The sequence below is a fragment of the Paraburkholderia sp. J76 genome (assembly GCF_905220295.1).
Taxonomy (GTDB): domain Bacteria; phylum Pseudomonadota; class Gammaproteobacteria; order Burkholderiales; family Burkholderiaceae; genus Paraburkholderia.
The window spans coordinates 122,857-147,098 of sequence record NZ_CAJMZJ010000017.1 but is presented as its reverse complement, the minus strand read 5'-3'; the positions used below and the strand labels follow the sequence as shown (position 1 = coordinate 147,098).

20 protein-coding genes and 1 other RNA gene are annotated in these 24,242 nt (G+C 64.1%); 8 read left to right on the top strand and 13 right to left on the bottom strand.

The annotated features are described in order from the left end of the window. Positions 1 to 47: 47 nt before the first annotated feature. The 10 genes from U5768_RS27455 to gyrA all read right to left on the bottom strand — a co-directional run bounded on the left by U5768_RS27455 (position 48) and on the right by gyrA (position 12,020). Entirely contained in the window at positions 48 to 341 is a 294-nt protein-coding gene (locus U5768_RS27455; protein ID WP_322033511.1) for a LapA family protein, read from the bottom strand. Between the two features lie 337 nt (positions 342 to 678). Beyond that, complete coding sequence (locus tag U5768_RS27450; protein ID WP_027817382.1) at positions 679 to 1,002, bottom strand: integration host factor subunit beta; 324 nt, start codon at positions 1,000 to 1,002, stop codon at positions 679 to 681. 26 nt (positions 1,003 to 1,028) lie between these two features. Next, the gene (gene rpsA, locus U5768_RS27445; protein ID WP_322033510.1) at positions 1,029 to 2,759 is read right to left on the bottom strand and encodes a 30S ribosomal protein S1; all 1,731 of its coding nucleotides are present in this window, start codon (positions 2,757 to 2,759) and stop codon (positions 1,029 to 1,031) included. A 189-nt stretch (positions 2,760 to 2,948) separates the two neighbouring features. Continuing rightward, positions 2,949 to 3,644 carry a (d)CMP kinase gene (gene cmk, locus U5768_RS27440; protein WP_322033509.1) on the bottom strand — a complete coding sequence of 232 codons (696 nt, stop codon included), beginning with the start codon at positions 3,642 to 3,644 and terminating at the stop codon, positions 2,949 to 2,951. 28 nt (positions 3,645 to 3,672) lie between these two features. Next, complete coding sequence (gene aroA, locus U5768_RS27435) at positions 3,673 to 4,977, bottom strand: 3-phosphoshikimate 1-carboxyvinyltransferase (protein ID WP_322033508.1); 1,305 nt, start codon at positions 4,975 to 4,977, stop codon at positions 3,673 to 3,675. Between the two features lie 95 nt (positions 4,978 to 5,072). Continuing rightward, complete coding sequence (locus tag U5768_RS27430; RefSeq protein ID WP_322033507.1) at positions 5,073 to 6,017, bottom strand: prephenate dehydrogenase; 945 nt, start codon at positions 6,015 to 6,017, stop codon at positions 5,073 to 5,075. Between the two features lie 138 nt (positions 6,018 to 6,155). After that, complete coding sequence (pheA, locus tag U5768_RS27425; RefSeq protein ID WP_322033506.1) at positions 6,156 to 7,241, bottom strand: prephenate dehydratase; 1,086 nt, start codon at positions 7,239 to 7,241, stop codon at positions 6,156 to 6,158. Between the two features lie 42 nt (positions 7,242 to 7,283). Further along, on the bottom strand, positions 7,284 to 8,366 hold the full coding sequence (gene serC / locus U5768_RS27420) for a 3-phosphoserine/phosphohydroxythreonine transaminase (RefSeq protein WP_322033505.1): 1,083 nt from the start codon (positions 8,364 to 8,366) through the stop codon (positions 7,284 to 7,286). A 245-nt stretch (positions 8,367 to 8,611) separates the two neighbouring features. Then, on the bottom strand, positions 8,612 to 9,214 hold the full coding sequence (locus U5768_RS27415) for a DUF2059 domain-containing protein (RefSeq protein ID WP_322033504.1): 603 nt from the start codon (positions 9,212 to 9,214) through the stop codon (positions 8,612 to 8,614). A 196-nt stretch (positions 9,215 to 9,410) separates the two neighbouring features. Next, positions 9,411 to 12,020: a DNA gyrase subunit A gene (gene gyrA, locus U5768_RS27410; protein WP_322033503.1), complete on the bottom strand. Its 2,610-nt coding sequence runs from the start codon at positions 12,018 to 12,020 to the stop codon at positions 9,411 to 9,413. Between the two features lie 562 nt (positions 12,021 to 12,582). Here gyrA and ompA point away from each other — a divergent pair. The 4 genes from ompA (at position 12,583) to ssrA (ending at position 15,441) form a co-directional block, all read left to right on the top strand. Further along, on the top strand, positions 12,583 to 13,227 hold the full coding sequence (ompA, locus tag U5768_RS27405; protein ID WP_322033502.1) for an outer membrane protein OmpA: 645 nt from the start codon (positions 12,583 to 12,585) through the stop codon (positions 13,225 to 13,227). A 221-nt stretch (positions 13,228 to 13,448) separates the two neighbouring features. Next, positions 13,449 to 14,147, top strand: coding sequence for a bifunctional 2-polyprenyl-6-hydroxyphenol methylase/3-demethylubiquinol 3-O-methyltransferase UbiG (gene ubiG, locus U5768_RS27400; RefSeq protein ID WP_322033501.1), 699 nt, complete (start codon positions 13,449 to 13,451; stop codon positions 14,145 to 14,147). Positions 14,148 to 14,244: 97 nt separating this feature from the next. Next, a complete protein-coding gene (gene gph / locus U5768_RS27395) occupies positions 14,245 to 14,967 on the top strand; it encodes a phosphoglycolate phosphatase (RefSeq protein WP_322033500.1) in 723 nt (240 codons plus the stop codon). A gap of 104 nt (positions 14,968 to 15,071) precedes the next feature. Next, positions 15,072 to 15,441, top strand: a transfer-messenger RNA (tmRNA) gene (gene ssrA / locus U5768_RS27390). 175 nt (positions 15,442 to 15,616) lie between these two features. Here ssrA and U5768_RS27385 read toward each other — a convergent pair. Both U5768_RS27385 and U5768_RS27380 read right to left on the bottom strand, forming a co-directional pair. Then, entirely contained in the window at positions 15,617 to 15,883 is a 267-nt protein-coding gene (locus tag U5768_RS27385) for a hypothetical protein (RefSeq protein ID WP_322033499.1), read from the bottom strand. A 124-nt stretch (positions 15,884 to 16,007) separates the two neighbouring features. Beyond that, positions 16,008 to 17,105 carry a substrate-binding domain-containing protein gene (locus tag U5768_RS27380; RefSeq protein ID WP_322033498.1) on the bottom strand — a complete coding sequence of 366 codons (1,098 nt, stop codon included), beginning with the start codon at positions 17,103 to 17,105 and terminating at the stop codon, positions 16,008 to 16,010. A gap of 130 nt (positions 17,106 to 17,235) precedes the next feature. Between U5768_RS27380 and U5768_RS27375 the strand changes: the two genes are divergently transcribed. The 4 genes from U5768_RS27375 to U5768_RS27360 are packed head-to-tail and all read left to right on the top strand — an operon-like array spanning position 17,236 to position 22,498. Further along, positions 17,236 to 17,748: an NAD(P)H-dependent oxidoreductase subunit E gene (locus U5768_RS27375; protein WP_322033526.1), complete on the top strand. Its 513-nt coding sequence runs from the start codon at positions 17,236 to 17,238 to the stop codon at positions 17,746 to 17,748. After that, positions 17,745 to 19,304, top strand: coding sequence for a formate dehydrogenase beta subunit (locus tag U5768_RS27370; protein WP_322033497.1), 1,560 nt, complete (start codon positions 17,745 to 17,747; stop codon positions 19,302 to 19,304). The genes U5768_RS27375 and U5768_RS27370 overlap by 4 nt, the downstream gene beginning before the upstream one ends. Positions 19,305 to 19,317: 13 nt before the next feature. Next, complete coding sequence (gene fdhF / locus U5768_RS27365) at positions 19,318 to 22,254, top strand: formate dehydrogenase subunit alpha (RefSeq protein WP_322033496.1); 2,937 nt, start codon at positions 19,318 to 19,320, stop codon at positions 22,252 to 22,254. A gap of 4 nt (positions 22,255 to 22,258) precedes the next feature. Then, positions 22,259 to 22,498 carry a formate dehydrogenase subunit delta gene (locus tag U5768_RS27360; RefSeq protein ID WP_322033495.1) on the top strand — a complete coding sequence of 80 codons (240 nt, stop codon included), beginning with the start codon at positions 22,259 to 22,261 and terminating at the stop codon, positions 22,496 to 22,498. A 47-nt stretch (positions 22,499 to 22,545) separates the two neighbouring features. Here the strand turns inward: U5768_RS27360 and U5768_RS27355 are convergent, their stop codons facing one another. Continuing rightward, entirely contained in the window at positions 22,546 to 24,240 is a 1,695-nt protein-coding gene (locus U5768_RS27355; RefSeq protein ID WP_322033494.1) for an FAD-dependent monooxygenase, read from the bottom strand. Between the last annotated feature and the right edge of the window lie 2 nt (positions 24,241 to 24,242).

Here is a 24,242-nt window from a genome sequence, read left to right as displayed (position 1 = left end):
CGGAAAATCAGCCGCGCGCATTCAGGCGCGCGGCACGGTAATACAAATCAGATAAGCGGCGGCAGCGGCGGCTCGACGATCGGCGTGGGCGTTTCGCGCGCCACACGCAGGTCGCGTTTGAGGCGCCCGTTTTCCATGCGCAGCCGGAACACGCCGGGCAGCGCGGAAAGCAGCCCCGCCAGCAGCCCGACCACAAAAAACGCGAGGCCGATCAGGATCAGCGGAGCCTGCCACGAATATCCGGCCAGAAAGTTCAGCGTCGCGGTTTGCGTGTTGGCGAGCGCGAGTACGAGCAGCAGCACGAACACCAGCACACGGATCACCCAGGCGATCAATCTCATTGAAGGATTCTCTTGGCAGTTGAGAAAGGCACCAGCGGGCACCAGCGGCACATGCGGGGCAGGCCTGGCGGACATGCTGCGTTGCAGCACAAGCCGCGCCGAAGTGTCCCGCGAAGTGTCCCGTATTGTAATTGAACGGCTCGTGCGCCGGCACGTGCGAGCGAGCGCAGAGCCGGCTCAACTCGGGGCGTCAGCGCAAACAGCGTCGAAAAGGCGCAGACGAAAAAAAAGCGCCAGGGTTGTTCACCCCAGCGCTTCTTTACCGGTCCATGCATTCTGGCCATCTGGCATTGACCGCCGACCACCGCAATCGCCCGATCGAAAAACGATCCAGCGGTTACAGGTCGTCGTCCGGCTCGTCCGCCTTCAGCGGCTCGCCCGAATTGCGGTCCACGCGCTCACGCAGTTCCTTGCCCGGCTTGAAGTGCGGCACGAACTTCTCCGGCACCAGCACCTTTTCACCCGACTTGGGATTGCGACCCACGCGCGACGGCCGACGATTCAGGCCGAAGCTGCCAAAGCCACGAATTTCGATGCGATGGCCCTTGGCAAGCGCCTCGGACATCGCATCGAGCATCGTTTTGACCGCGAAATCCGCGTCCTTGAGAACAAGTTGCGGAAATCGCGTAGCCAGCTGCGCGACCAATTCAGATTTGGTCATACTTCAGCTTGCCCCCGTTTGAGGCTTTACTGGTTCTGGCCGTCGAGCTTGGCCTTCAGCAGCGCGCCCAGGTTGGTCGTGCCGGTGGCAGCCTGACCCGAGTCCGACGACATGCTGCGCAGCGCTTCCTGCGTCTCGGCCGAATCCTTGGCCTTGATCGACAGGTTGATGCCACGCGACTTGCGATCGATGTTGATGATCATCGCGTTGACCTTGTCGCCTTCCTTCAGCACGTTGCGAGCGTCTTCCACGCGATCTTGCGCGATTTCCGAAGCACGCAGGTAGCCTTCGACGTCGGCGTTCAGCGTAACGACTGCGCCCTTGGCGTCAACCGACTTGACCACGCCGTCGACGATCGAACCCTTGTCGTTGACAGCAACGAAGTTGCTGAACGGGTCGCCTTCGAGCTGCTTGATGCCGAGCGAGATGCGTTCCTTCTCGACGTCGATGCCCAGAACCACGGCTTCGACTTCGTCGCCCTTCTTGTACTTGCGAACGGCTTCTTCGCCAGCTTCCGACCACGACAGGTCCGAAAGGTGAACCAGACCGTCGATGCCGCCAGGCAGACCGATAAACACGCCGAAGTCGGTGATCGACTTGATCGCGCCCTGGAGCTTGTCGCCCTTCTTGAAGTTGCGGCTGAAGTCATCCCACGGATTCGGCTTGCACTGCTTCATGCCGAGCGAGATGCGGCGGCGGTCTTCGTCGATCTCGAGGACCATGACTTCGACTTCGTCGCCCAGTTGCACAACCTTCGACGGTGCAACGTTCTTGTTGGTCCAGTCCATTTCCGAGACGTGAACCAGGCCTTCGATACCCGACTCGACTTCGACGAACGCGCCGTAGTCGGTGATGTTCGTGACCTTGCCGAACAGGCGCGTGCCCGACGGGTAGCGGCGCGAGATGCCTTCCCAAGGATCGTCGCCCAGTTGCTTGATACCGAGCGAAACGCGGTTCTTTTCCTGGTCGAACTTGAGGATCTTGGCCGTGACTTCCTGGCCGACCGACAGCACTTCCGACGGGTGACGCACGCGACGCCATGCGATGTCGGTGATGTGCAGCAGGCCGTCGATGCCGCCGAGGTCCACGAACGCGCCGTAGTCGGTGATGTTCTTGACCACGCCGTTGACGATCGCGCCTTCCTTCAGCGTTTCGAGCAGCTTTGCGCGCTCTTCGCCTTGCGTGGCTTCGATCACTGCGCGGCGCGACAGCACGACGTTGTTACGCTTGCGGTCGAGCTTGATGACGCGGAATTCGAGGGTCTTGCCTTCGTACGGCGTCGTGTCCTTGACCGGACGCGTGTCGACGAGCGAACCCGGGAGGAACGCGCGGATGCCGTTGACCATGACGGTCATGCCGCCCTTGACCTTGCCCGTGATCGTGCCGGTCACGAGTTCGTTGTTGTCGAGGGCCTTTTCCAGCGACAGCCACGAAGCCAGACGCTTCGCCTTGTCGCGCGACAGGATCGTGTCGCCGTAGCCGTTTTCCAGCGCGTCGATCGCGACGGAAACGAAATCGCCCGCCTGCACTTCAACCTCGCCCGCGTCGTTCAGGAATTCTTCGAGCGGAATGTAGGCTTCGGACTTGAGACCAGCGTTGACGACCACGAAGTTGTGGTCGACACGCACGACTTCGGCGGAGATCACTTCGCCGGCGCGCATGTCTTGCTTGGTCAGCGACTCTTCGAACAGAGCCGCAAAAGATTCGGTATTCGGGTTGGAGGTTTGCAGGTCGGACATAAAAATCTGGATTTGCATGGTTTTCGCTGCACCGCCAGCCAGTTTTGACCGGTCGGGCGTTGAGGCCGGAGCGCTTACGTTCGCGGCACAGATGCAAAAGCCACACGGGGTTGAGGGGTTTAACATACGCCCTGATTCTTGCCAGGGCACCAACAGGCACTGCTACTACTGCGTTCTTCGAGTACCGCGAGCGTAAGTTACCGCACGTTACCGCACGGGTCGCAGTTGGCTCGACTCCTGGTACCACTGCACCACCTGTTCGACCGCCTGGTCGATGGAAAGCGCCGAGGTATCGAGAAGCTGCGCATCCGCCGCGGGCTTGAGCGGCGCGGCCGCGCGGTTACTGTCGCGCGCGTCGCGTTCACGCAAATCCCGAAGCAAGTCATCCATATTAGCAGAAAAACCTTTTTGGATCAATTGCTTATGCCGGCGCGCCGCGCGGGCCTCCGCGCTGGCCGTCAAAAACACCTTCAGGACAGCGTCCGGGAAGATCATCGTGCCCATGTCGCGACCGTCCGCGACGAGCCCGGGAAGCTTGCGAAACGCCCGCTGACGCGCCACGAGCGCCGCACGCACGGCCGAATGCGCGGCGATCATCGAGGCGCGGTTGCCCACCTCTTCGGCGCGAATTTCGTTCGAAACGTCAACGCCGTCGAGTTGCGCAAGCCCCTCGCGGAACGTGATGTGGAGATCGTCGATCAGCTTCGCAAGGTTCTCCGCGTCGTCGGGGGCAACGGCGTAGCGTACGCTTGCCAGCGCCGCGAGCCGATAGAGCGCGCCGCTGTCGAGCAGGTGAAAGCCGAGATGCGCGGCGACGAGGGCAGCCACCGTGCCTTTGCCGGAGGCGGTCGGGCCGTCGATCGTGATGACGGGCGTCGGGTAAAAGGGACGGGTCGATTTCATGCGGCAAAGGTACTCGGCTTCGTGTGAATCAAGGTTGCGCGAGCGCCAGGAAGCGCTCGAAATAATCGGGAAACGTCTTGCCGACGCACTTCGGGTCGTTGATGCGCACCGGCACGCCGCCGAGGCTCACGAGCGAGAAGCACATGGCCATGCGGTGGTCGTCGTAGGTGTCGATGGCTGCGTTCGGCGTGAGCTTTGCCGGTGGCCGCACGATCAGGTAATCGGGGCCCTCCTCGACGTTCGCGCCCACCTTGCGCAGTTCCGTGGCCATCGCGGCGATGCGGTCGGTTTCCTTCACGCGCCAGCTCGCGATGTTGCGCAGCGTGGTCGCGCCGTCGGCGAACAACGCGGCCACTGCGATCGTCATGGCCGCGTCGGGAATGAGGTTGAAGTCCATGTCGATGGGGTCGAGCTTGCCATGGTCGTTGCCGATGCCGCGCACCTCGATCCAGTCGTCGGCGACCGTGACGTTCGCGCCCATGCGCATGAGCGCGGCGGCAAACGCAACGTCGCCCTGGATGCTGGAGCGCCCCACGCCTTCCACGCGCAGCGGGCCGCCGCCGATCGCGCCCGCGGCGAGAAAGTACGACGCCGACGACGCATCGCCCTCCACCATGATCTTGCCGGGCGACTGGTAGCGCACGCCCGCGGGAATCTCGAAGCGATGCCAGCCGTGGCGCTCGACCTTTACGCCGAAGCGCTCCATCAGCTTGATCGTGATCTCGATGTAGGGCTTCGAGATCAGCTCGCCGTCCACCTCGACGATCGTCACGCCGTCCTTGGCGCGCACGAGCGGCAGCGTCATGAGCAGCGCGGTAAGGAACTGGCTCGACACGTCGCCGCGCACGCGGATGGGCGCCTCGACCGAAATCGGCGCGGGACGGATGCGCAGCGGCGGAAAGCCCTCATTCTCTTCGTAGTCGATCTTCGCGCCGATCTGGCGCAGGCCGTCCACGAGGTCGCCGATGGGCCGCTCGTGCATGCGCGGCACGCCGTGAATGCGGTAATCGCCGCCGTTCACCGCGAGCGCGGCCGTGAGCGGACGCACCGCCGTGCCCGCGTTGCCGAGAAAGAGATCCGCGCGCACCGCCTGGAACGCGCCGCGCGTGCCCTGCACGACGCAGATGTCGTCCTCGCGCTTCAGCTTCACGCCGAGCTTTTCGAGCGCATCGAGCATCACGCGCGTGTCGTCGGAATCGAGCAGGTTCGTGATGGTCGTTTCGCCCTCGGCCAGCGCCGCGAGCAGCAGCACGCGGTTCGAAATGCTCTTCGAGCCGGGCAGACGGATCGTGCCGGACGCACGGGTGAACGGTCCGAGATCGAGGTGTTCCATGAGCGTGTCCTGAGAATGCCTTGGGTTGCAGCCTGTTTTTGCGGCGCCCGCGCCGTCGGGCCGGGTCCTGCCTGCTTGTTTGCTTGTTCGCCTGCTTATTTGCCTGACGGGGGCTGGATGGCCGCCGTCGCACCCTTGCCGCCACGCTCCTGCCACGCCTCGCGCGCCGCGCGCGAACGCGCGAACACGGTTTCGAGCGCGGCGCCGTCGCCGGCGTCGATGGCGGCGCGCAGCTTCGCCAGCACTTCAGTGTAGCCGTCGAGTTCGGCGAGCAGCGCGGCGCGGTTCGCGAGGCACACGTCGCGCCACATTTCGGGGCTCGACGCGGCAATGCGCGTGAAGTCGCGGAAACCGCCCGCGGCGAACGAAAACTTCAGTTCGGCGTCGCTCGAAGCGAGAATCTGATCGACGAGTGCAAACGACAGCACATGCGGAAGATGACTCACCGAGGCGAACACGCGATCGTGCTGTGCGGCCGGCATCTCGCCGATCACGGCGCCCGTGGCGCGCCACATCGCGGCAATACGCTCGACCGCTGCCGGCGCGTTTTCGTCGAGCGGGCACAGCACGACGTTGCGGCCCACGTACAGATCGGGCAATGCGGCATCGACGCCGCTCGACTCGCGTCCGGCGATGGGATGCCCCGGCACGAACTGGGCGATGCGCGCACCGAGCGCGGCGCGGGCCGCGGCGATCACGTCGCTCTTGGTGCTGCCCGCGTCGGTGACGATCGTCTCGCGGCCCAGGTGCGGCGCGATGCGTTCGAGCAGCGCCTGGGTTTGCGCGACGGGCGCCGCGATCAGCACGATATCGGCGCCATCGAGCGCGGCGGCGAGCGCGGCTTCGTCGTCGAGCGTCGCGGCGGCGTCGATCACGCCGAGTTCGAGCGCGCGCGACACCGACTTTGCGCTGCGGCCCACGCCGATGATCTGCGCGCCTTCGCGTTCTGACGATGCGCGCTCGCGCAACGCGAGCGCGAGCGACCCGCCGATCAGACCCACGCCGAAAATCACCAGTTTGTTAAACGAAAACGCACTCACGACGTCACCGAAAAAAGTAAAGGTTGCGCGCGCGAGGCGCGCTCATGGGCACCGTTGGAGAAAGGCGCGCCCGGCGTCCTCGTGCGGCGGGCGGCCGCCGGCGCCGGGCAGCGGCGCGCCGCCCGCACCTTCCGCGCATTAACGCGCGCGCGGATACGAGCCGAGGACCTTCAGAAACGCGGCCTTCTTGCTGAGTTCGTCGAGCGCGGCGGCCACGGCGGGTTCGTCGCGATGACCTTCGAAGTCGATGTAGAAGTAGTACTCCCACGTGCTGCCGAGGCGCGCCGGACGCGACTCGAAACGCGTCATCGACACGCTGTGGCGCGCGAGCGGTTCGAGCAGCTTGTACACCGCGCCGGGCTCGTTCTTCACCGATACGATCATCGAGGTCTGGTCGCGGCCCGTCGCGCCCGCCGGCTGCTTGCCGATCATGACGAAGCGCGTGCGGTTGTGCGGATCGTCCTGAATCAGCGCATTCGCGATCAGAAGACCGTAATGCGTGGCGGCGCGATCGCCGGCAATCGCGGCAATCGTCGGATCGGCGGCGGCGAGGCGCGCGGCCTCCGCATTGCTCGATACGGGCTGACGCTCGAGTTGCGGCGCGTTCGCGGTCAGCCAATGCTGGCACTGCGCGAGCGCCTGCGGATGTGCGCACACGCGCGTCACGCCGTTCAGGGCGCCGCTTTGTGTCATCAGGTTATGCTGAATCGGCAACGCGATTTCGCCGCCGATGACGAGCTGCGTTTCGAGGAACAGGTCGAGCGTGCGCGAAACGGCGCCCTCGGTCGAGTTCTCGACCGGCACCACGCCGAATTCGGCGGCGCCCGCTTCGACCGCGCGGAACACCTCGTCGATCGACGGACACGGCAGCCCTTCGATCGACTGACCGAAGTACTGGTACATCGCCTGTTCGCTATACGTGCCGACGGGGCCGAGAAACGCAGCCGAGATCGTCTTTTCGAGCGAACGGCTCGCGGCCATGATCTCGCGCCAGATCGCGCTGATGTGATCGTTGCCGAGCGGACCGTCGCTCATGTTCTGCAGGCGTTCGATCACCTGAAGCTCGCGCTCCGGGCGAAACACTGGCGCGTTGAAATGCTTCTTGACCTCGCCTACTTCGAGCGCGACTGACGCGCGCTGGTTCAGGAGGGCAATGAGTTGCGCGTCGATCGCATCGATGCGTTCGCGCAGCGGCTTGAGTTGGGAGTTGAGTTCGTCGTCCATGCGTGAAACCGGCAATTGGAAAGGATGCACGCCAGGCGTGATTCAGGCGTGCTTCGCCTCGAATTCCTTCATGTACTCGACCAGCGCCTTCACTGCTTCGAGCGGCACCGCGTTGTAAATCGATGCCCGCATGCCGCCGACGGACTTGTGGCCCTTCAGCTGCAACAGCCCGCGCGCTTTGGCGCCGGCGAGGAAATCCGCGTTACGTGTTTCGTCGGCGAGGAAGAACGGCACGTTCATCCGCGAGCGCGCGCGGCGCTCGACCTGGTTGTTGTAGAAGCTGCTCGCATCGATCGTGTCGTAGAGCAGCTTCGCTTTTTCCACATTGCGCGCCTCGATGACTTCAAGACCGCCCTGGCGCTTGAGCCACTTGAATACGAGCCCCGCGATGTAGATGGCGTAAGTGGGCGGCGTGTTGAACATCGAATTGTTCGCGGCCACGGTCTTCCATTCGAACGCCGAAGGGCAAACCGGCATCGCGCGGTCGAGCAGATCCTCGCGCACGATCACGACGGTTACGCCCGCCATGCCGATGTTCTTCTGCGCGCCGCCGTAGAGCACGCCGTACTTGGCGATGTCCATCGGGCGCGACAGGATGTGCGAGGAAGCGTCGGCCACGAGCGGAGTGTCGCCGAGGTCGGGGATCTCGAAGGTCTCGACGCCGTCGATCGTCTCATTCGTGCACAGGTGCACGTAGGCGGGATCGTCGGAGAGCTTCCATTCGCTCCTGGGCGGCGAATGCGTGAAACCGGCTTCGGTGTGGCCCGTCGCGGCGATATGCGCTTCGCCATACTTGAGCGCTTCCTTCTGCGACTTCTGCGACCACGACCCGGTAATGACGAAGTCGGCGCGCGGCTTCGAGCCGAACAGGTTGAGCGGCACGATCGCGTTCTCGCCGATGCCGCCGCCCTGCAGGAACAGGATCTGGTGGCTTGCGGGCACCCGCATCAGCTCGCGCAGATCGAGCAGCGCCTCGGCGTGGATCTGCATGAATTCCGGACCGCGATGGCTCATTTCCATCACGCCCATGCCGCTGCCGTGCCAGTCGAGCATTTCGTCGGCGGCCTGACGCAGGACTTCTTCTGGCAACGCTGCCGGCCCGGCTGAAAAGTTGTAGACGCGCATCGTAAAAAGATCCCCGAGGCAGGCGCTGCGGCAAAAAGCGGCAAAAACCGCCGGAAACACGCCAGAAAAAGAAAATGGCCGCTTGCGCTTATCGCGCAAACGGCCATTATCGCATTGTCGCCGGGAACCCGCCACGCGCGGCGCGGCGGAGGGTTTCCGGCCTACGCAGCCTATGCGGCCCCGCTACCGGTAAGTCATGGTTGCGGACCGGAGGCTACGTCGAGCCCGCGGGCTCCATTACTCGCTTACTTGCCCTTCACCGAAGCGACTTCCCTGTCTGCCTGGTCGCGCGTTGCCTTGATCGACTGCGGCATGTACTTCTGCATCAGGCTGTTCACGACGTCGCGGCCAACCTGGTCTTGAACCTGAATGAACTTGCGGCCAGTCGGGCTGCGGTAGAACGTGGTCAGGTCCTTGATTTCCTGCGTGCTGTAGTACTTCGCGTAGGCGTCGTACTGAGCTTGCATGGCGTCCTGCTTGAACGAGTCGGTCGCGAAGACCTGACCCGCCGAGTCAACCAGCTTCGGCACGGCGTTCTTCTGCAGCGACGGAACGGCGGCTTGCTTCTGCTTGTCCGTCATCGTCTTGTTTTCCGAGAGCGCGTCCGACAGGATTGCCGGGACGAGCTGCTTGGCTTGCATCTGGGCGCTGTTGCCGATTGCGCCGACGAGCTTCTGTGCGTCGATCGCGTCGAGCAGGTCCTTGATCGCGGCTTGCTTGGCCGGATCGACGGGTGCTGCGGCCGCTGCCGGTGCCTGGGCGGGCGCCTGGTTCTGGAGCGCCTGCGCCATCGCAAACGTCGGCACGAGAGCGGCCAGCAACATCACCTGCTTGAATCGTTTTTGCATCATTACTCCCTTTGAGAAATTAATCGGTTTGCGCTGCCGCGCGGACTGCGGGGCGCTGCATTGCGTGATGCGCCCGCCGGCCGGTCCGCCCGGCACACCATTCATTTAGCTGACACTAACAAGGTTCGCTGAAACCCACCTTAAAGCCCGCGTAAGCGCATTGATTAAACGCACTTCTGCGGGCCCGGATGACGCCTCACTCTTCGCCTTCGGCCGGTTCGCCCTCACCTTCGGCGTCCGCCTCTGCGTCCGCTTCGGCAACCTGCTGCAGCCCGGAGAGCTTCGTACCTTCGTCAAGGCTGATGAGTGTAACACCTTGCGTTGCACGGCCCATTTCGCGAATTTCCGACACGCGCGTGCGAATCAAAACGCCCGTAGTGGTGATCAGCATGATCTGCGCTTCGGAGTCGACGAGTGTGGCCGCAACCACCTTGCCGTTGCGCTCCGAAGTCTGGATCGCGATCATGCCCTTCGTGCCGCGGCCGTGGCGCGTGTACTCCGTAATAGGCGTGCGCTTGCCGTAGCCGTTCTCGGTCGCGGTGAGCACCGACTGCTGCTCGTCGCCCGCCACGAGGAGCGCGATGACCTGCTGGTTGTCCTCGAGCTGCATGCCGCGTACGCCGCGCGCTTCGCGGCCCATCGGGCGAACGTCGTTTTCGTCGAAGCGCACGGCCTTGCCGGCGTCCGAGAACAGCATCACGTCGTGCTCGCCGTCGGTGATCGCGGCGCCGATCAGGTAGTCGCCGTCGTCGAGGCCGACCGCAATAATACCCTTGCGCAGCGGACGGCTAAAGGCTTCGAGCGGCGTCTTCTTGACCGTGCCCAGGGCAGTGGCCATGAAAACGAACTTGTCGGCCGAGAATTCCTTGACCGGCAGCACCACCGTGATCTTCTCGCCGTCCTGCAGCGGGAACATATTGACGATCGGGCGGCCGCGCGAATTGCGCGAGCCCTGCGGCACTTCATACACCTTCACCCAGTACACGCGGCCGCGATTCGAGAAGCACAGGATGTGGTCGTGCGTATTGGCGATGAAGAGCGTGTCGATCCAGTCGTCGTCCTTCATCGAAGTCGCCTGTTTGCCGCGACCTCCCCGCTTCTGGGCGCGATATTCCGACAACGGCTGCGATTTCACATAACCGGCGTGCGACATGGTCACGACCATGTCCTGCGGCGTGATCAGATCTTCGGTGTTCAGCTCCGTCGCGTTCATTTCGATCTTCGAGCGGCGGGCATCGCCGAATTCGCTCTTGATCGACGTGAGTTCGTCGGAGATCATGGTCGTTACGCGCTCGGGGCGCGCAAGAATGTCGAGCAGGTCGGCGATCTGCGCCATGACTTCGCGGTACTCGCCGATGATCTTGTCTTGCTCCAGGCCCGTCAGGCGCTGGAGGCGCATTTGCAGGATTTCCTGCGCCTGCGTGTCGGACAGACGGTAGAGGCCGTCGGCCTGCATACCATATTGCGGGTTCAGCCCTTCCGGACGGTAAGCTTCGCGCCCGCCCGCCGCCGCGTTGTCCTGCTCCGCGCGCGTGAGCATCTCGCGCACGAGCGACGAATCCCACGAGCGGTTCATCAACTCCTGCTTCGCGATAGGCGGCGTGGGCGCGGCCTTGATGAGTTCGATGAAATCGTCGATGTTCGCGAGCGCAACGGCGAGACCTTCGAGCACGTGGCCGCGTTCGCGCGCCTTGCGCAGTTCGTACACCGTGCGGCGCGTGAGCACTTCGCGGCGATGCGAGAGGAAATGCTCGAGCATTTCCTTCAGGTTCAGCAGCTTCGGCTGGTTGTCCACCAGCGCGACCATGTTCATGCCGAAGGTGTCCTGAAGCTGCGTCGCCTTGTAAAGATTGTTGAGGATGACCTCGGGCACTTCACCGCGCTTGAGTTCGATCACGACACGCATGCCGCTCTTGTCGGACTCGTCGCGAATATCGGAAATGCCTTCGAGCTTCTTCTCGTTGACCAGTTCGGCAATACGTTCGAGCAGCGAACGCTTGTTCACCTGATACGGCAGTTCGTCGACGATGATCGCCATGCGCTGACCGCGATCGATTTCCTCGAAGTGCGTGGCCGCGCGCATCACGACGCGGCCGCGGCCGGTGCGATAGCCGTCGCGCACGCCGGCGACGCCATAAATAATGCCGGCGGTCGGGAAATCGGGCGCGGGGATGATCTCGATCAGCTCGTCGATCGTTGCTTCGGGGCTCTTCAGAAGGTGCTGGCAAGCGTCGACAACTTCGTTGAGATTGTGCGGCGGAATGTTCGTGGCCATGCCGACCGCGATACCCGACGACCCGTTGATCAGCAGGTTCGGAATGCGCGCGGGCAGAATTTGCGGCTCGCTTTCGCTGCCGTCGTAGTTCGGCCCGAAGTCGACCGTTTCCTTGTCGATGTCGGCCAGCAGTTCGTGGCCGATCTTCGCCATGCGGATTTCGGTGTATCGCATGGCGGCGGCGTTGTCGCCGTCGATGGAGCCGAAGTTGCCCTGACCGTCGACCAGCATGTAGCGCAGCGAGAAGTTCTGCGCCATCCGCACGATGGTGTCGTAGACGGCCGTGTCGCCGTGAGGGTGGTACTTACCGATGACGTCGCCGACGATACGCGCCGACTTCTTGTAAGCGCGGTTCCAGTCGTTGTTCAGCTCGTGCATCGCGTAGAGCACGCGCCGGTGGACAGGCTTGAGGCCGTCACGAACATCCGGAAGTGCTCGCCCGACGATTACGCTCATCGCGTAATCGAGATACGAGCGGCGCATTTCCTCCTCGAGGGAGATTGGCAGAGTCTCTTTGGCGAATTGATCCATTATCGATGTCTTAATTGGGCACGCGGTGTGCTAGCGCCTCGCCCAACGGAGCGGGTAGAGGTCGCCGGTGTCACCGTGAAACGCCCATCTGTCGCATGGACGCCGCGGACGCAGCGCATCACGCGATTCTACCATGCACGACAGTCTCGCCCGGCGCCTGCGTATACCTATTAGAGGGGTGACGCCGAAGCGCTCAAAAGCCGCTTGAGCGTGGCGCAAATGCCGCAGTGCGAACCGGAATTAGATGCATCGCCAACGATTTGGATGACAATGTGTTGCAGACCGCCTACCCAGGCGCACTACCAGGTAAAATAACGGGAACTTTTTTGTTGCGGGCGTACCACGTTCGGCCAGCCGCAGTGAAAGGGGCGGATTTTTTTTATCGTAGGACGGGAACGATATGGCAAAATGCCAACGCACAAAGTTAGACACTGCTCGAAGTCTACACAACGCAAAGCGTTCCCCACAACTTGCCAATGTTATACTTCGAGCAATGTATGACTTGTCTTCGTCATATGGCTCGCAGTAAACCTGCGGTAATCTCAATTTCGAGAGGAGAAATATGAATAAACTTTCAAAGCTCGCGTTCATTGCAGCTACCGCAGTTGTGGCTGCATCCGCTCAGGCACAATCGGTGCCGGCGTCGCGACAAGCCGTCAATGACAACTGGGTGAATGGTACCGGCGAATACGTGTGGATGAACGGCACGAACGAGCTTTGCTGGCGCGATGCATTCTGGACGCCGGCCACCGCCAACGCCAAGTGCGATGGCGCCCTGGTCGCCCAGGCACCGACGCCGCCGGTCGCTCCGGTCGCTCCGGCCATCACCAGCCAGAAGATCACGTACCAGGCTGACGCCCTGTTCGACTTCGACAAGGCTATCCTGAAGCCGGCTGGCAAGGAAAAGCTGGACGATCTGGCAAGCAAGATCCAGGCTCTGAACCTCGAAGTCGTCGTCGCGACGGGCTACACCGACCGTATCGGCTCGGTTGCCTACAACGACCGTCTGTCGCTGCGCCGCGCGCAAGCCGTCAAGTCGTACCTGGTCAGCAAGGGCGTTCCGGCAGAGCGTATCTACACGGAAGGCAAGGGCAAGCGCAACCCGGTTACGACGGGCTGCAACCAGAAGAACCGCAAGGCTCTCATCGCCTGCCTCGCACCGGACCGTCGCGTGGAAGTCGAAGTCGTCGGCACGCAAAAGCAGTAATCGCGAGCTTTCGACCGCAAGTCTCAAAAGCCCCGCTTCGGCGGGGCTTTTTTTATCCCGCGCACGATCCTTCTCCCCTCTTTCATTTCGCCTGTCTTCGCGCGGTTTCAAGGTCCCGGAAAGGTTGACGGCGCTGCGTGGCATTTTGCCGCCCTGTGCACCCGCCTATATACTCGGGGTTTATTCTTTCCGACCCGCACCGCGCTTCAGGCTGCCACGACATGACGAATGCCGATCCCCACGAGCTGCAGAAATTCAGCGATCTCGCTCATCGCTGGTGGGACCCGAACGCTGAATTCAAGCCGCTGCACGAACTCAACCCCATTCGCCTGAGCTGGATAGACAGCCATGCGCATCTGTCGTCCAGGCGGGTGCTCGACATCGGCTGCGGGGGTGGCATCCTCTCGGAATCGATGGCGGGACTTGGCGCGAACGTGAAGGGCATCGACCTTTCGCGCGAGGCGCTCGGCGTAGCCGATCTGCACAGCCTGGAGAGCGGCGTGACGGTGGACTACGAACTGATCGCCGCCGAAGCGATCGCCGCACGCGAACCCGCGTCGTTCGACGTTGTGACCTGCATGGAAATGCTCGAGCACGTGCCGGAGCCCGCCGAGGTCGTGAAGGCCTGCGCCACGCTCGTGAAGCCGGGCGGCTGGGTGTTCTTTTCCACGCTCAATCGCAACGTGAAGTCGTATCTTCTCGCCGTGATCGGCGCGGAATATATTGCGCAGATGCTGCCCAAGGGCACGCACGACTACGCGCGCTTCATCCGCCCGTCTGAACTTGCGGCGTTCGTGCGCGATGCCGGAATGAGCGTCGCCGAAATCAAGGGCATTACGTACAACCCGCTCACGCGGCATTTCGCGCTTTCGAACGATTCCAGCGTCAATTACATGATCGCCTGCCGGCGCGAAGCCTGACGGCGTTTCGCGCGATCGTCGCCGCCGGGTCCCCTGCTCCGGCGGCATTTCCTGCCTGTTTCCTGCCTGACGGCGCGCCGCGCCACCGTTTCCCGACATGAATTCACAGATAAACGCCCCTTCTACCGCGGACAGCGGCGCAGCGCTTGCCGCCTGCGACGCCGTACTGTTCGACTTCGACGGAACGCTCGCCGATACGGCCCCCGACCTCGCCGCCGCAGTCAACCAGATGCGCCACGCGCGCGGCCTCGCGCCCGCGCCGCTGGAGAAGCTGCGCCCGCTCGCTTCGGCAGGCGCGCGCGGCCTGATTGGCGGCGCATTCGGAATTGGCCCCGACGATCGCGAGTTCGCCTCCATGCGCGAGGAGTTTCTCGCCAACTACGCGGCGAATCTGCGCGTGGAAACGGTGCTCTTCGCCGGGATCGACGCGGTGCTCGACGACCTCGACGCGCGCGGCGTGCGCTGGGGCATCGTGACGAACAAGGTCGCGCGCCTCACCGAGCCGCTCGTGAAGCTGATGCATCTCGACACGCGCGCGAGCTGCGTAGTGAGCGGCGATACCACGCCGTATTCCAAGCCGCATCCGGCGCCGTTGCTGCACGCCGCGCAGGCGCTGGGCGTGGCGCCGCAACGCGTGGTGTATGTCGGCGACGATCTGCGGGACGTGCAGGCGGGCGCCGCCGCGGGCATGGCGACGATCGCCGCCGCCTACGGCTACTGCGGCAACGACGCGCCGCCTTCGCAGTGGAATGCGCAATATCTCGCGGACACGACGGCGGCGCTGTTTGCCCTGCTTCGGCATATCGGCAAGCCGGTCTGAGGCGAGGCAGAAGCGGCTTTTGTCCGCGAGCAGGCGCCGCGCGCCCTTGAACCGGGCGAGGTTCGCCTCATATGGCGAACTATGTGATAATTGTTCCTTCCTCTGGGGCCGACCTGGTTTCGACAGGGGTTATGAAGTAATCAGGGCATGCCGAGGACCCGTCACCTCGTTAATCAATGGGAAAAACGTAACTGCAAACGACGAAACGTTCGCACTGGCAGCCTAAGGGCCGCCGTCCTCTGCCTGGCTCACTGACGGGCTAGTGTCGCAAGACCGGTAGCAATACCGCCAGAGGTCATTTACGTCAGTTAAGCCTTGGTGGCGTCACGACGCCAAGGTCGAAAATCTAGTGAATCGCCGTAGCGCAGCGTGTTCGTCCGCGTCGCTCCGGTTAAATCAAATGACAGAACTACGCATGTAGAACTGGTTATGGACTGCTTCTGGACGCGGGTTCGATTCCCGCCGGCTCCACCAGACATCTTCCCTCGTCCACGACGAGCGGACTCAAGCCCCGGCGCCGCAAGGCCGTCGGGGCTTTTTGCTTTTCCGCACCCTACGCACACACAAAAAAACTCGCGACAGCCGGTTCGGCTCTCGCGAGTTTTTATCCCGCAGGCAGCAGCGCCACTAATCCCGCCGCCCTACCTCATCAATTGTCCTGCGGACACTGCAAGTTACAGCCATTCGGGTCGCCCAGATCGCCACGCTTGCGTGCGGCCGTCGGCTTGCCATGTTGATACTTGCCTGACGGCGCCGAAGCGGCGAACTGCATTTGCGGATGTTCGTTGAACTTGAACTGATCGTCGAGGATGCCGCCCGGCAAACCGGGGGAATTCTGCGCAAAGGCAAGATTGAACGTAGCCAGCAACACTGCAGCCGTAGCGGCCGCAGCACCTATTTTGAGGGCAAATTTCATGGTCGATCGGCGCGACGGGCGCGCATCTGAAACGTGAGAGCGAATAGAAACTGAAAGTATCACAAAAAGCGCGTCAGTCTGCAGCGTAGTTGGGGCTGCAGCCCGGCGAACGCATTGCCTTCTATTACAACGCGGACGGCTCGCCCTCGCGCGGTCCGCCCCACGCTGCCTCCAGTTCCACGACGTCGCCGCACGCCGCCGGATCGTAGCCTTCGAGCTGCGCCACCGAAGCCCGGAACCCGGCGCCGCGCAGCAACGACAGGACCGTCGCCAGCGGCCCATGCGCGAGATGACCGCGATCGCACGCGAAGTAGTAGTCTTCGTCCGCGATTTCGATGAAATCGAGCCCGAAATGGTGCGCCGCCGGTTCGACGCCGAACCCCACGTCGGCCATGCCGCTCGCCACGAATGCCGCGATCGCCGAATGCGTAAGTTCCGACGATGCGTAGCCGTTCACGCGCTCAGGATCGACGCCGATGCGCGTGAGCAGCAGATCGATCAGCATGCGCGTTCCCGAGCCGGGCTGCCGGTTCACAAAGCGGATATCGCCGCGCGCGAGGTCGGCGAGGCCCGTGACGTGCTTCGGGTTGCCGCGCCCGACGAAGAGCCCCTGTTTGCGTTGCGTGAGATGGATGAGCACGTGCCGTTGCGGGTCGAGCCAGCTACGGTAAGCGTTGGCACAGGCGGCGCGGAAGTCGCCGCGCGGCAAATGAAAGCCCGCGAGATCGCATTCGCCGCGCGCGAGCGCCGTAATCGCATCGACGCTATCGCGGTACTTGATCTCCACGGGCACCTGGTCGGCGACGAGCGCCGTCACGAGCGCCGCCACCGCGTAACCGTGCGAAGCATGAATGCGCAAATCCTGGGCGGCGGGCGCGAGCCAGCGGTTCAGGTCGCTCGCCAGCTCGCTCGCCAGCGCCTCCAGGTTGCCCTGCAGCCGTTCCCCGCACAGGCGCTGCGAGCGCAGCACAGCCTCGCCCAGTTCAGAGAGCACGGAGCCGCGGCCGCGTGCCTTCGCGATCAACGCGCCGCCCAGGCGCTCCTCCACTTCACGCAAAACGCCCCACGCATGGCGATAGGACAAACCCTTACGCTGCGCAGCCTGCGCAATGCTTCCTTCTTCGGCGACAAGCGCAAGCAACGGCACAACGTCCGTCAGGCTTGCCTCGCGGCCTTCCGCGTCGCGCACGACTAGCTGCGCGTGGCACTCGACCTTGATCATTATGAAATTTTCCTTCCTATTGCGTCCGCCTTTCCATGGGCCTATTGTTCGGTCAGACAACAAGACAACCGCAGCATAGATGCACACTTTATGAATAACAAGTGCATATATGCCCAGGAGATGCCCCATGATGGAAGAGACAACCGTTAGCGCGCCGGGCGACCTCGTCCAGCGTCACGCGCAACCAGGCCGCACGCTGCTTGCGATCCTGCATGCGATCCAGGACGAAGTCGGTTTCGTACCGCCGGCCACGGTCGTGCCGCTCTCGAAGGCGCTCAATCTTTCGCGCGCCGAAGTCCACGGCGTGATCACCTACTACCATCACTTCCGCACCGCGCCGCCCGCGCCGGTCACGGTCCAACTGTGCCGCGCCGAGGCGTGCCGCAGCATGGGCAGCGAGGCGCTCGCGCAGCACGTCGAGGCGCATACCGGCTGCCGGTTCGGTCAGCACGGCCACGACGCCGAACACGCGCATACGCATGAAGGTCCGCTCGCGCTGGAGTCCGTCTATTGCCTTGGCCAATGCGCGCTCTCGCCCGCCATGATGATTAACGGCACGTTGCACGCAAAAGTGACCCCGCAAAAGTTCGACAAGCTCTACGCCGCCGCGCTCGCCACCGTACGCACCGAGGAGGCCGCATGACACGCGTCTACGTTCCCCGTGACTCCTCGGCCCTCGCGCTCGGCGCGGATGCCGTCGCCCAAGCCATCGAACGCGAAGCCGCGGCGCGCGGCGCGAGCATCGAACTCGTGCGCAACGGCTCGCGCGGCCTGCTCTATCTCGAACCGCTCGTCGAAGTCGAAACGGCCGATGGCCGCGTCGGCTATGCGAACGTCGAAGCCGAAGAAGTCGGCGCGCTATTCGATGCCGGCTTCCTGCAAGGCGGCCAGCATGCGCGCGGCGTCGGGCTCGTCGAGCAGATTCCGTATCTGCGCAAGCAACAGCGCCTCACGTTCGCGCGCATCGGCATCACGGATCCGCTGTCGACCGACGATTACGTCGCCCACGGCGGCCTCGAAGGTTTGCGCAATGCGTTGACGATGACCGGCGCCGCGATCTGCGAAGCGCTCGTCGAGTCGGGCCTGCGCGGCCGTGGCGGCGCGGCGTTCCCGGCCGGCATCAAGTGGCGCACGGTCGCGAATGCGCAAGCCGACCAGAAGTACATCGTCTGCAATGCCGACGAAGGCGATTCGGGCACCTTCTCCGACCGCCTCGTCATGGAAAGCGATCCGTACGTGCTGATCGAAGGCATGACGATCGCGGGCATCGCGGTGGGCGCCACCGTCGGCCATATTTATGTGCGCAGCGAATATCCGCATTCGATCGAAGCGCTCGAAGAAGCCATTCGCCGCGCACGCGCAGCAGGCTGGCTCGGCGACGACGTGCTAGGCAGCGGCAAGCGCTTCGAGCTGTTCGTGGCCAAGGGCGCGGGCGCTTATGTGTGCGGCGAGGAAACGGCGCTGCTCGAATCGCTCGAAGGCAAGCGCGGCATCGTGCGCGCGAAGCCGCCGCTGCCCGCGCTCTCCGGTCTCTACGGCAAGCCCACGGTCATCAACAACGTCATCACGCTCGCCACGGTGCCGATCATCTTCGCGAAGGGCGCGGCGTTCTACAAGGACTTCGGCATGGGCCGCTCGCGCGGCACGCTGCCGTTCCAGCTCGCGGGCAACATCGCGCGCGGCGGCCTCGTAGAGCTTGCGTTCGGCGTGACGCTGCGCGAGCTGATGGTCGATTACGGCGGCGGCACCGCGAGCGGCCGTCCGGCGCGCGCCGTGCAGGTGGGCGGACCGCTCGGCACCTATCTGCCCGAAAGCCAGTGGGACATTCCCATGGACTACGAAGCGTATGCTGCAGTGGGCGCGGTCGTGGGCCACGGCGGCCTCGTCGTGCACGACGACACGTCCAATCTCGCCGAACTCGCGCAGTACGCCATGGAGTTCTGCACGCTCGAATCGTGCGGCAAGTGCACGCCCTGCCGCATCGGCTCGACGCGCGGCGTCGAGGTGATCGCGAAGATCCGCAAGGGCGACACGTCGGAAAAGCAGGTCACGCTGCTGCGCGACCTGTGCGAGACGATGGTGTCCGGCTCGCTCTGCGCGATGGGCGGCATGACGCCCTACCCTGTGATCTCCGCACTCAACCATTTCCCTGAAGATTTCGGTCTCGAATCTGTCGCGCAGCCCGCGGCGAACGCCTGAACGAGGAACCACCATGTCCGACACGCTCATGTCCCAAGCCGGTGGTTGCGGTTCCGGCAATTGCGCCTGCAAGTCCGCTGCGATGAAGCAGCGCTCGCCCCTCGACGACACCGATTACGGCACGCCGCTCGTCCACGCCGATATCGACGTCACACTCGAAATCGACGGCCAGTCCGTCACGGTCCCGGCCGGCACGTCGGTGATGCGCGCATCCATCGAGGCCGGCATCAACGTGCCCAAGCTCTGCGCCACCGATTCGCTCGAACCGTTCGGCTCATGCCGCCTGTGTCTCGTCGAAATCGAAGGCCGCCGCGGCTATCCCGCTTCGTGCACGACGCCCGTCGAAGCGGGCATGAAGGTGCGCACGCAAAGCAATCAGTTGCAAAAGCTGCGCCGCAACGTGATGGAGCTGTACATCTCCGATCACCCGCTCGACTGCCTCACCTGCCCCGCCAACGGCGACTGCGAACTGCAGGACATGGCGGGCGTCACGGGCCTGCGCGAAGTGCGCTACGGCTTTGACGGCGCAAATCACCTGAAGGACAAGAAGGACGAGTCGAATCCGTACTTCACCTACGACCCTTCCAAGTGCATCGTTTGCAATCGCTGTGTGCGCGCGTGTGAAGAGACGCAAGGCACGTTCGCGCTGACCATCGCCGGGCGCGGTTTCGAATCGCGCGTCGCCGCGGGCGCGAGCGAAGCGTTCATGGACTCCGAGTGCGTCTCGTGCGGCGCCTGCGTGGCCGCGTGCCCGACCGCGACGCTGCAGGAAAAGACTGTCGTGATGCTGGGCCAGGCCGAGCACTCGGTCGTGACGACCTGCGCGTATTGCGGCGTGGGCTGCTCGTTCAAGGCCGAGATGAAGGGCAACGAAGTCGTGCGCATGGTCCCGCACAAGAACGGCCAGGCAAACGAAGGCCACGCCTGCGTGAAGGGCCGCTTCGCGTGGGGCTACGCCACGCACAAGGACCGCATCAAGAAGCCGATGATCCGCGCGAAGATCACGGACCCCTGGCGCGAAGTGAGCTGGGAAGAAGCGATTGCCTATGCCGCGAGCGAGTTCCGCCGCATCCAGGCGAAGCACGGGCGCGATTCGATTGGCGGCATCACGTCGTCGCGCTGCACGAACGAAGAAACGTATCTCGTGCAGAAGCTCGTGCGCGCCGCGTTCGGCAACAACAACGTCGACACCTGCGCACGCGTATGCCACTCGCCCACCGGCTACGGGCTCAAGACGACGCTCGGCGAATCGGCGGGCACGCAAACCTTCGCTTCCGTCGATCACGCCGACGTCATCATGGTGATCGGCGCGAATCCGACCGACGGCCACCCTGTGTTCGGCTCGCGCCTGAAGCGCCGCGTGCGCCAGGGCGCGCAACTGATCGTGGTCGATCCGCGCGCCATCGATATCGTCGACACCGCGCACGTGAAAGCCGAGCATCATCTGCAACTGCGCCCGGGCACCAACGTCGCGATGATCAACTCGCTCGCGCACGTGATCGTTACCGAAGGGCTCGTGAGCGAAGCGTTCGTGGCCGAACGCTGCGAAACGCGCGCCTTCGAGCAATGGCGCGATTTCGTCTCGCTGCCGGAAAACTCGCCCGAAGCGATGGCCGAAGTGACCGGCGTGCCGCCCGAGCAGGTCCGCGCCGCCGCGCGTCTCTACGCGCGCCAGGGCAATTCCGCGATCTACTACGGTCTCGGCGTCACGGAACACGCGCAAGGCTCGACGATGGTGATGGGCATCGCGAATCTCGCGATGGCCACGGGCAACATCGGCCGCGAAGGCGTGGGCGTGAATCCGCTGCGCGGCCAGAACAACGTGCAGGGTTCGTGCGACATGGGCTCCTTCCCGCACGAACTGCCGGGCTACCGCCACGTGGGCGACGCCACGACGCGCGCGCTCTTCGAAGACGCCTGGAGCGTCGCGCTGCAAAGCGAGCCGGGCCTGCGCATTCCCAACATGTTCGAAGCGGCGCTCGACGGCACCTTCATGGGCCTCTACTGCCAGGGCGAGGACATCGTCCAGTCCGACCCGAACACGCAGCACGTGGCGGCCGCGTTGTCGTCGATGGAATGCATCGTCGTGCAGGACATCTTCCTGAACGAAACGGCGAAGTATGCGCACGTCCTGCTGCCGGGCTCGTCGTTCCTCGAAAAGGACGGCACGTTCACCAACGCCGAGCGCCGCATCTCGCGCGTGCGCAAGGTCATGCCGCCGATCGCCGGCTATTCGGACTGGGAAGTGACGATCCTGCTTTCTCGCGCGCTCGGCTACGAGATGGACTACACGCATCCGTCGCAGATCATGGACGAGATCGCGCGCCTCACGCCCACGTTCCACGGCGTCTCGTACAGGAGGATCGACGAGATGGGCAGCATCCAGTGGCCGTGCAACGACGAAGCGCCCGACGGCACACCGATCATGCACATCGACGAATTCGTGCGCGGCAAGGGCAAGTTCGTGATCACGAAGTTCATCGCCTCGCCGGAAAAGGTCACGCGCCGTTTCCCGCTGCTGCTCACGACGGGCCGCATCCTCTCGCAGTACAACGTGGGCGCGCAAACGCGCCGCACCGAGAACTCGCGCTGGCACGAAGAGGACCGCCTGGAGATTCATCCGGTGGACGCCGAAGACCGCGGCATTCGCGACGGCGACTGGGTGGGCATCGAATCGCGCGCGGGGCACACGGTGCTGCGCGCGAAGGTCAGCACGCGCATGCAGCCGGGCGTGGTCTACACGACGTTCCACTTCCCCGAATCGGGCGCGAACGTCATCACCACGGACGCGTCCGACTGGGCCACGAACTGCCCCGAGTACAAGGTGACGGCCGTGCAGGTCAGCCACGTGCAGCAGCCTTCGGAGTGGCAGCGCGAATATTCGCGCTTCAACACGACCCAGCTCGAACTGCTGAGCAAGCGCGAACCGCTTACAACCTCTGGGAAATAAGGCGATGAAAGCTGACCACTTGATCGAAATGGCGAACCAGATAGGCATGTTCTTCGACTCGCTACCCGATCGCGAAGAAGCGCTCACGGGCATCGCGGAGCACATCCGCAAGTTCTGGGAGCCGCGCATGCGCCGCACGCTGCTCGCGGCGCTCGATGGCGAAGGCGAGCAGGCGGGCTTCACGGAGATCGTGCTCGCGTCGCTCACGAAGCATCGAGAGACGTTGCTGCCTGCGGCGGCTTGAGGCGCCCCAGGCCGGCCCGTCATACGAAATGCACGGCGCCGCACGGCTCAGGCCGGCGGCGCCTGCGCGAATCCCGCTGCCGCGTACCACGTCTCGCAGTGGCGCAGCAGCGCATTGAGGTCCGATGCGGGACGACCCCGCGCGCCGATATAGCCATCGGGCCGCACCAGATAGAAACCGGGCCGCGTGCGCCCGTACGATTCGCTCAGCGAGGCCGCGCCCTCGCCCGCCAGCGGCGTCTCGCCGTTGACGAGATCGGCGATCCACCAGACCCTTAGCGCCTGCGGAAAGAGCCGCTCGACGGCTTCGGCGAATCGCCCGAGCGTGGCGCTCACTTCAGCGTGATTCCTTGCAGCGGCGCCAGCGGGATCGGTATCGCCTTCCACCAGCAGAAACAGCGAAAAACACGCCGGATCGTGCAGATCGAAAATGCGCCCCTTTCCCGGCGCCTTGCCTAGCGGACCGTCCACCACGCGCACCAATGCGTCCGGGGCGCGCTCGCCCGCGCGCGGGCCGCCGTCCAGCACACGTTCGAGCGTGAGCGGGCTGCGGCGATACTGGATCGACAGCTCGCTCACCGCCTGGCGCGCCGCATCGCGCAGCGGCCCGAGCGCGACGAGCGCCGGCATCACGCGCTCGCGCAGCAGCTTGAGCGGACCGTGATCGGCCTCCACCAGTTGCGTCATGAAGCTCGTCTGCTGCAGCACCAGACGCTCGATCGGATAACGCTCCGCGTGATAGGTGTCGAGCAGGCGCTCGGGCGCGCCGCGCGCATGCACGCGCGCGATCTTCCAGCCCAGATTGAAGGCTTCCTGAATGCCCGTGTTCATGCCCTGCGCGCCTGCTGGGCTGTGCACGTGCGCGGCGTCGCCGGCAAAGAACGTGCGCTCCACTCGCAGTTGCCGCACCATGCGGCTGTTCACGCTGAAGTACGAAGCCCAGCTCATGTCCGAAACCGATACCGGGTGATGCATGCGCTGCAGAACGATGTCGCGGCATTCTTCCAGCGTCGGCACGGGAGTCGTGCCTTCGGGTGCGGCGGGCAACATGGCCTTGTGATCGGCGATCAGGCGATAGCGGCCGTGGCCGAACGGAAAGAGCGCGGCGAGGCCATCGCCCGAAGCGAAAATATGAAACTCGTCGTCGGGCCAGGGCGTGGTCGCGCTCAGGTCGGCGAGCAGGAACGATTGCGTCATCGTCTCGCCGTCGAACTTCATGTCGAGGCGATGACGCACGGTGCTATGCGCGCCGTCGGCGGCGATCACGTAAGCGCAGCGCAGCGATTCCAGACGCCCGTCGGGGCGGCGCACTTCCGCGCTCGCGCCAGCCGAGCCCTGCGTGTACTCCAGCAACTCGCAGCCGCGCTCGATCTCCACGCCGAGCGTTGCGAGATGCGCCGTGAGAATGCGCTCGGTGACGGTCTGTTCGATGAAGAGCAGATACGGATAACGCGTGAAGAGCGGATCGAAGTCGAGCCGCGCGCGACGCTGGCCGTTCGAATAGAGATTCGCGATATGCGCGCGGTGGCCGAGTTCGAGAAACGGCTCGACGATGCGATGCTGCTCGAACAGTTCGAGCGTGCGCGCCTGGATGCCGATTGCCCGCGAGTGGCGGCCCGGCTGCGGCGCGCGATCGATCAGCCGCACGGGGATATGCGCGCGCGCAAGACTCATCGCGGCAGCGAGCCCGGTGGGTCCCGCGCCCACGATGAGAACGGGCGCGAGAGAAGAAGCCACGGCCATGC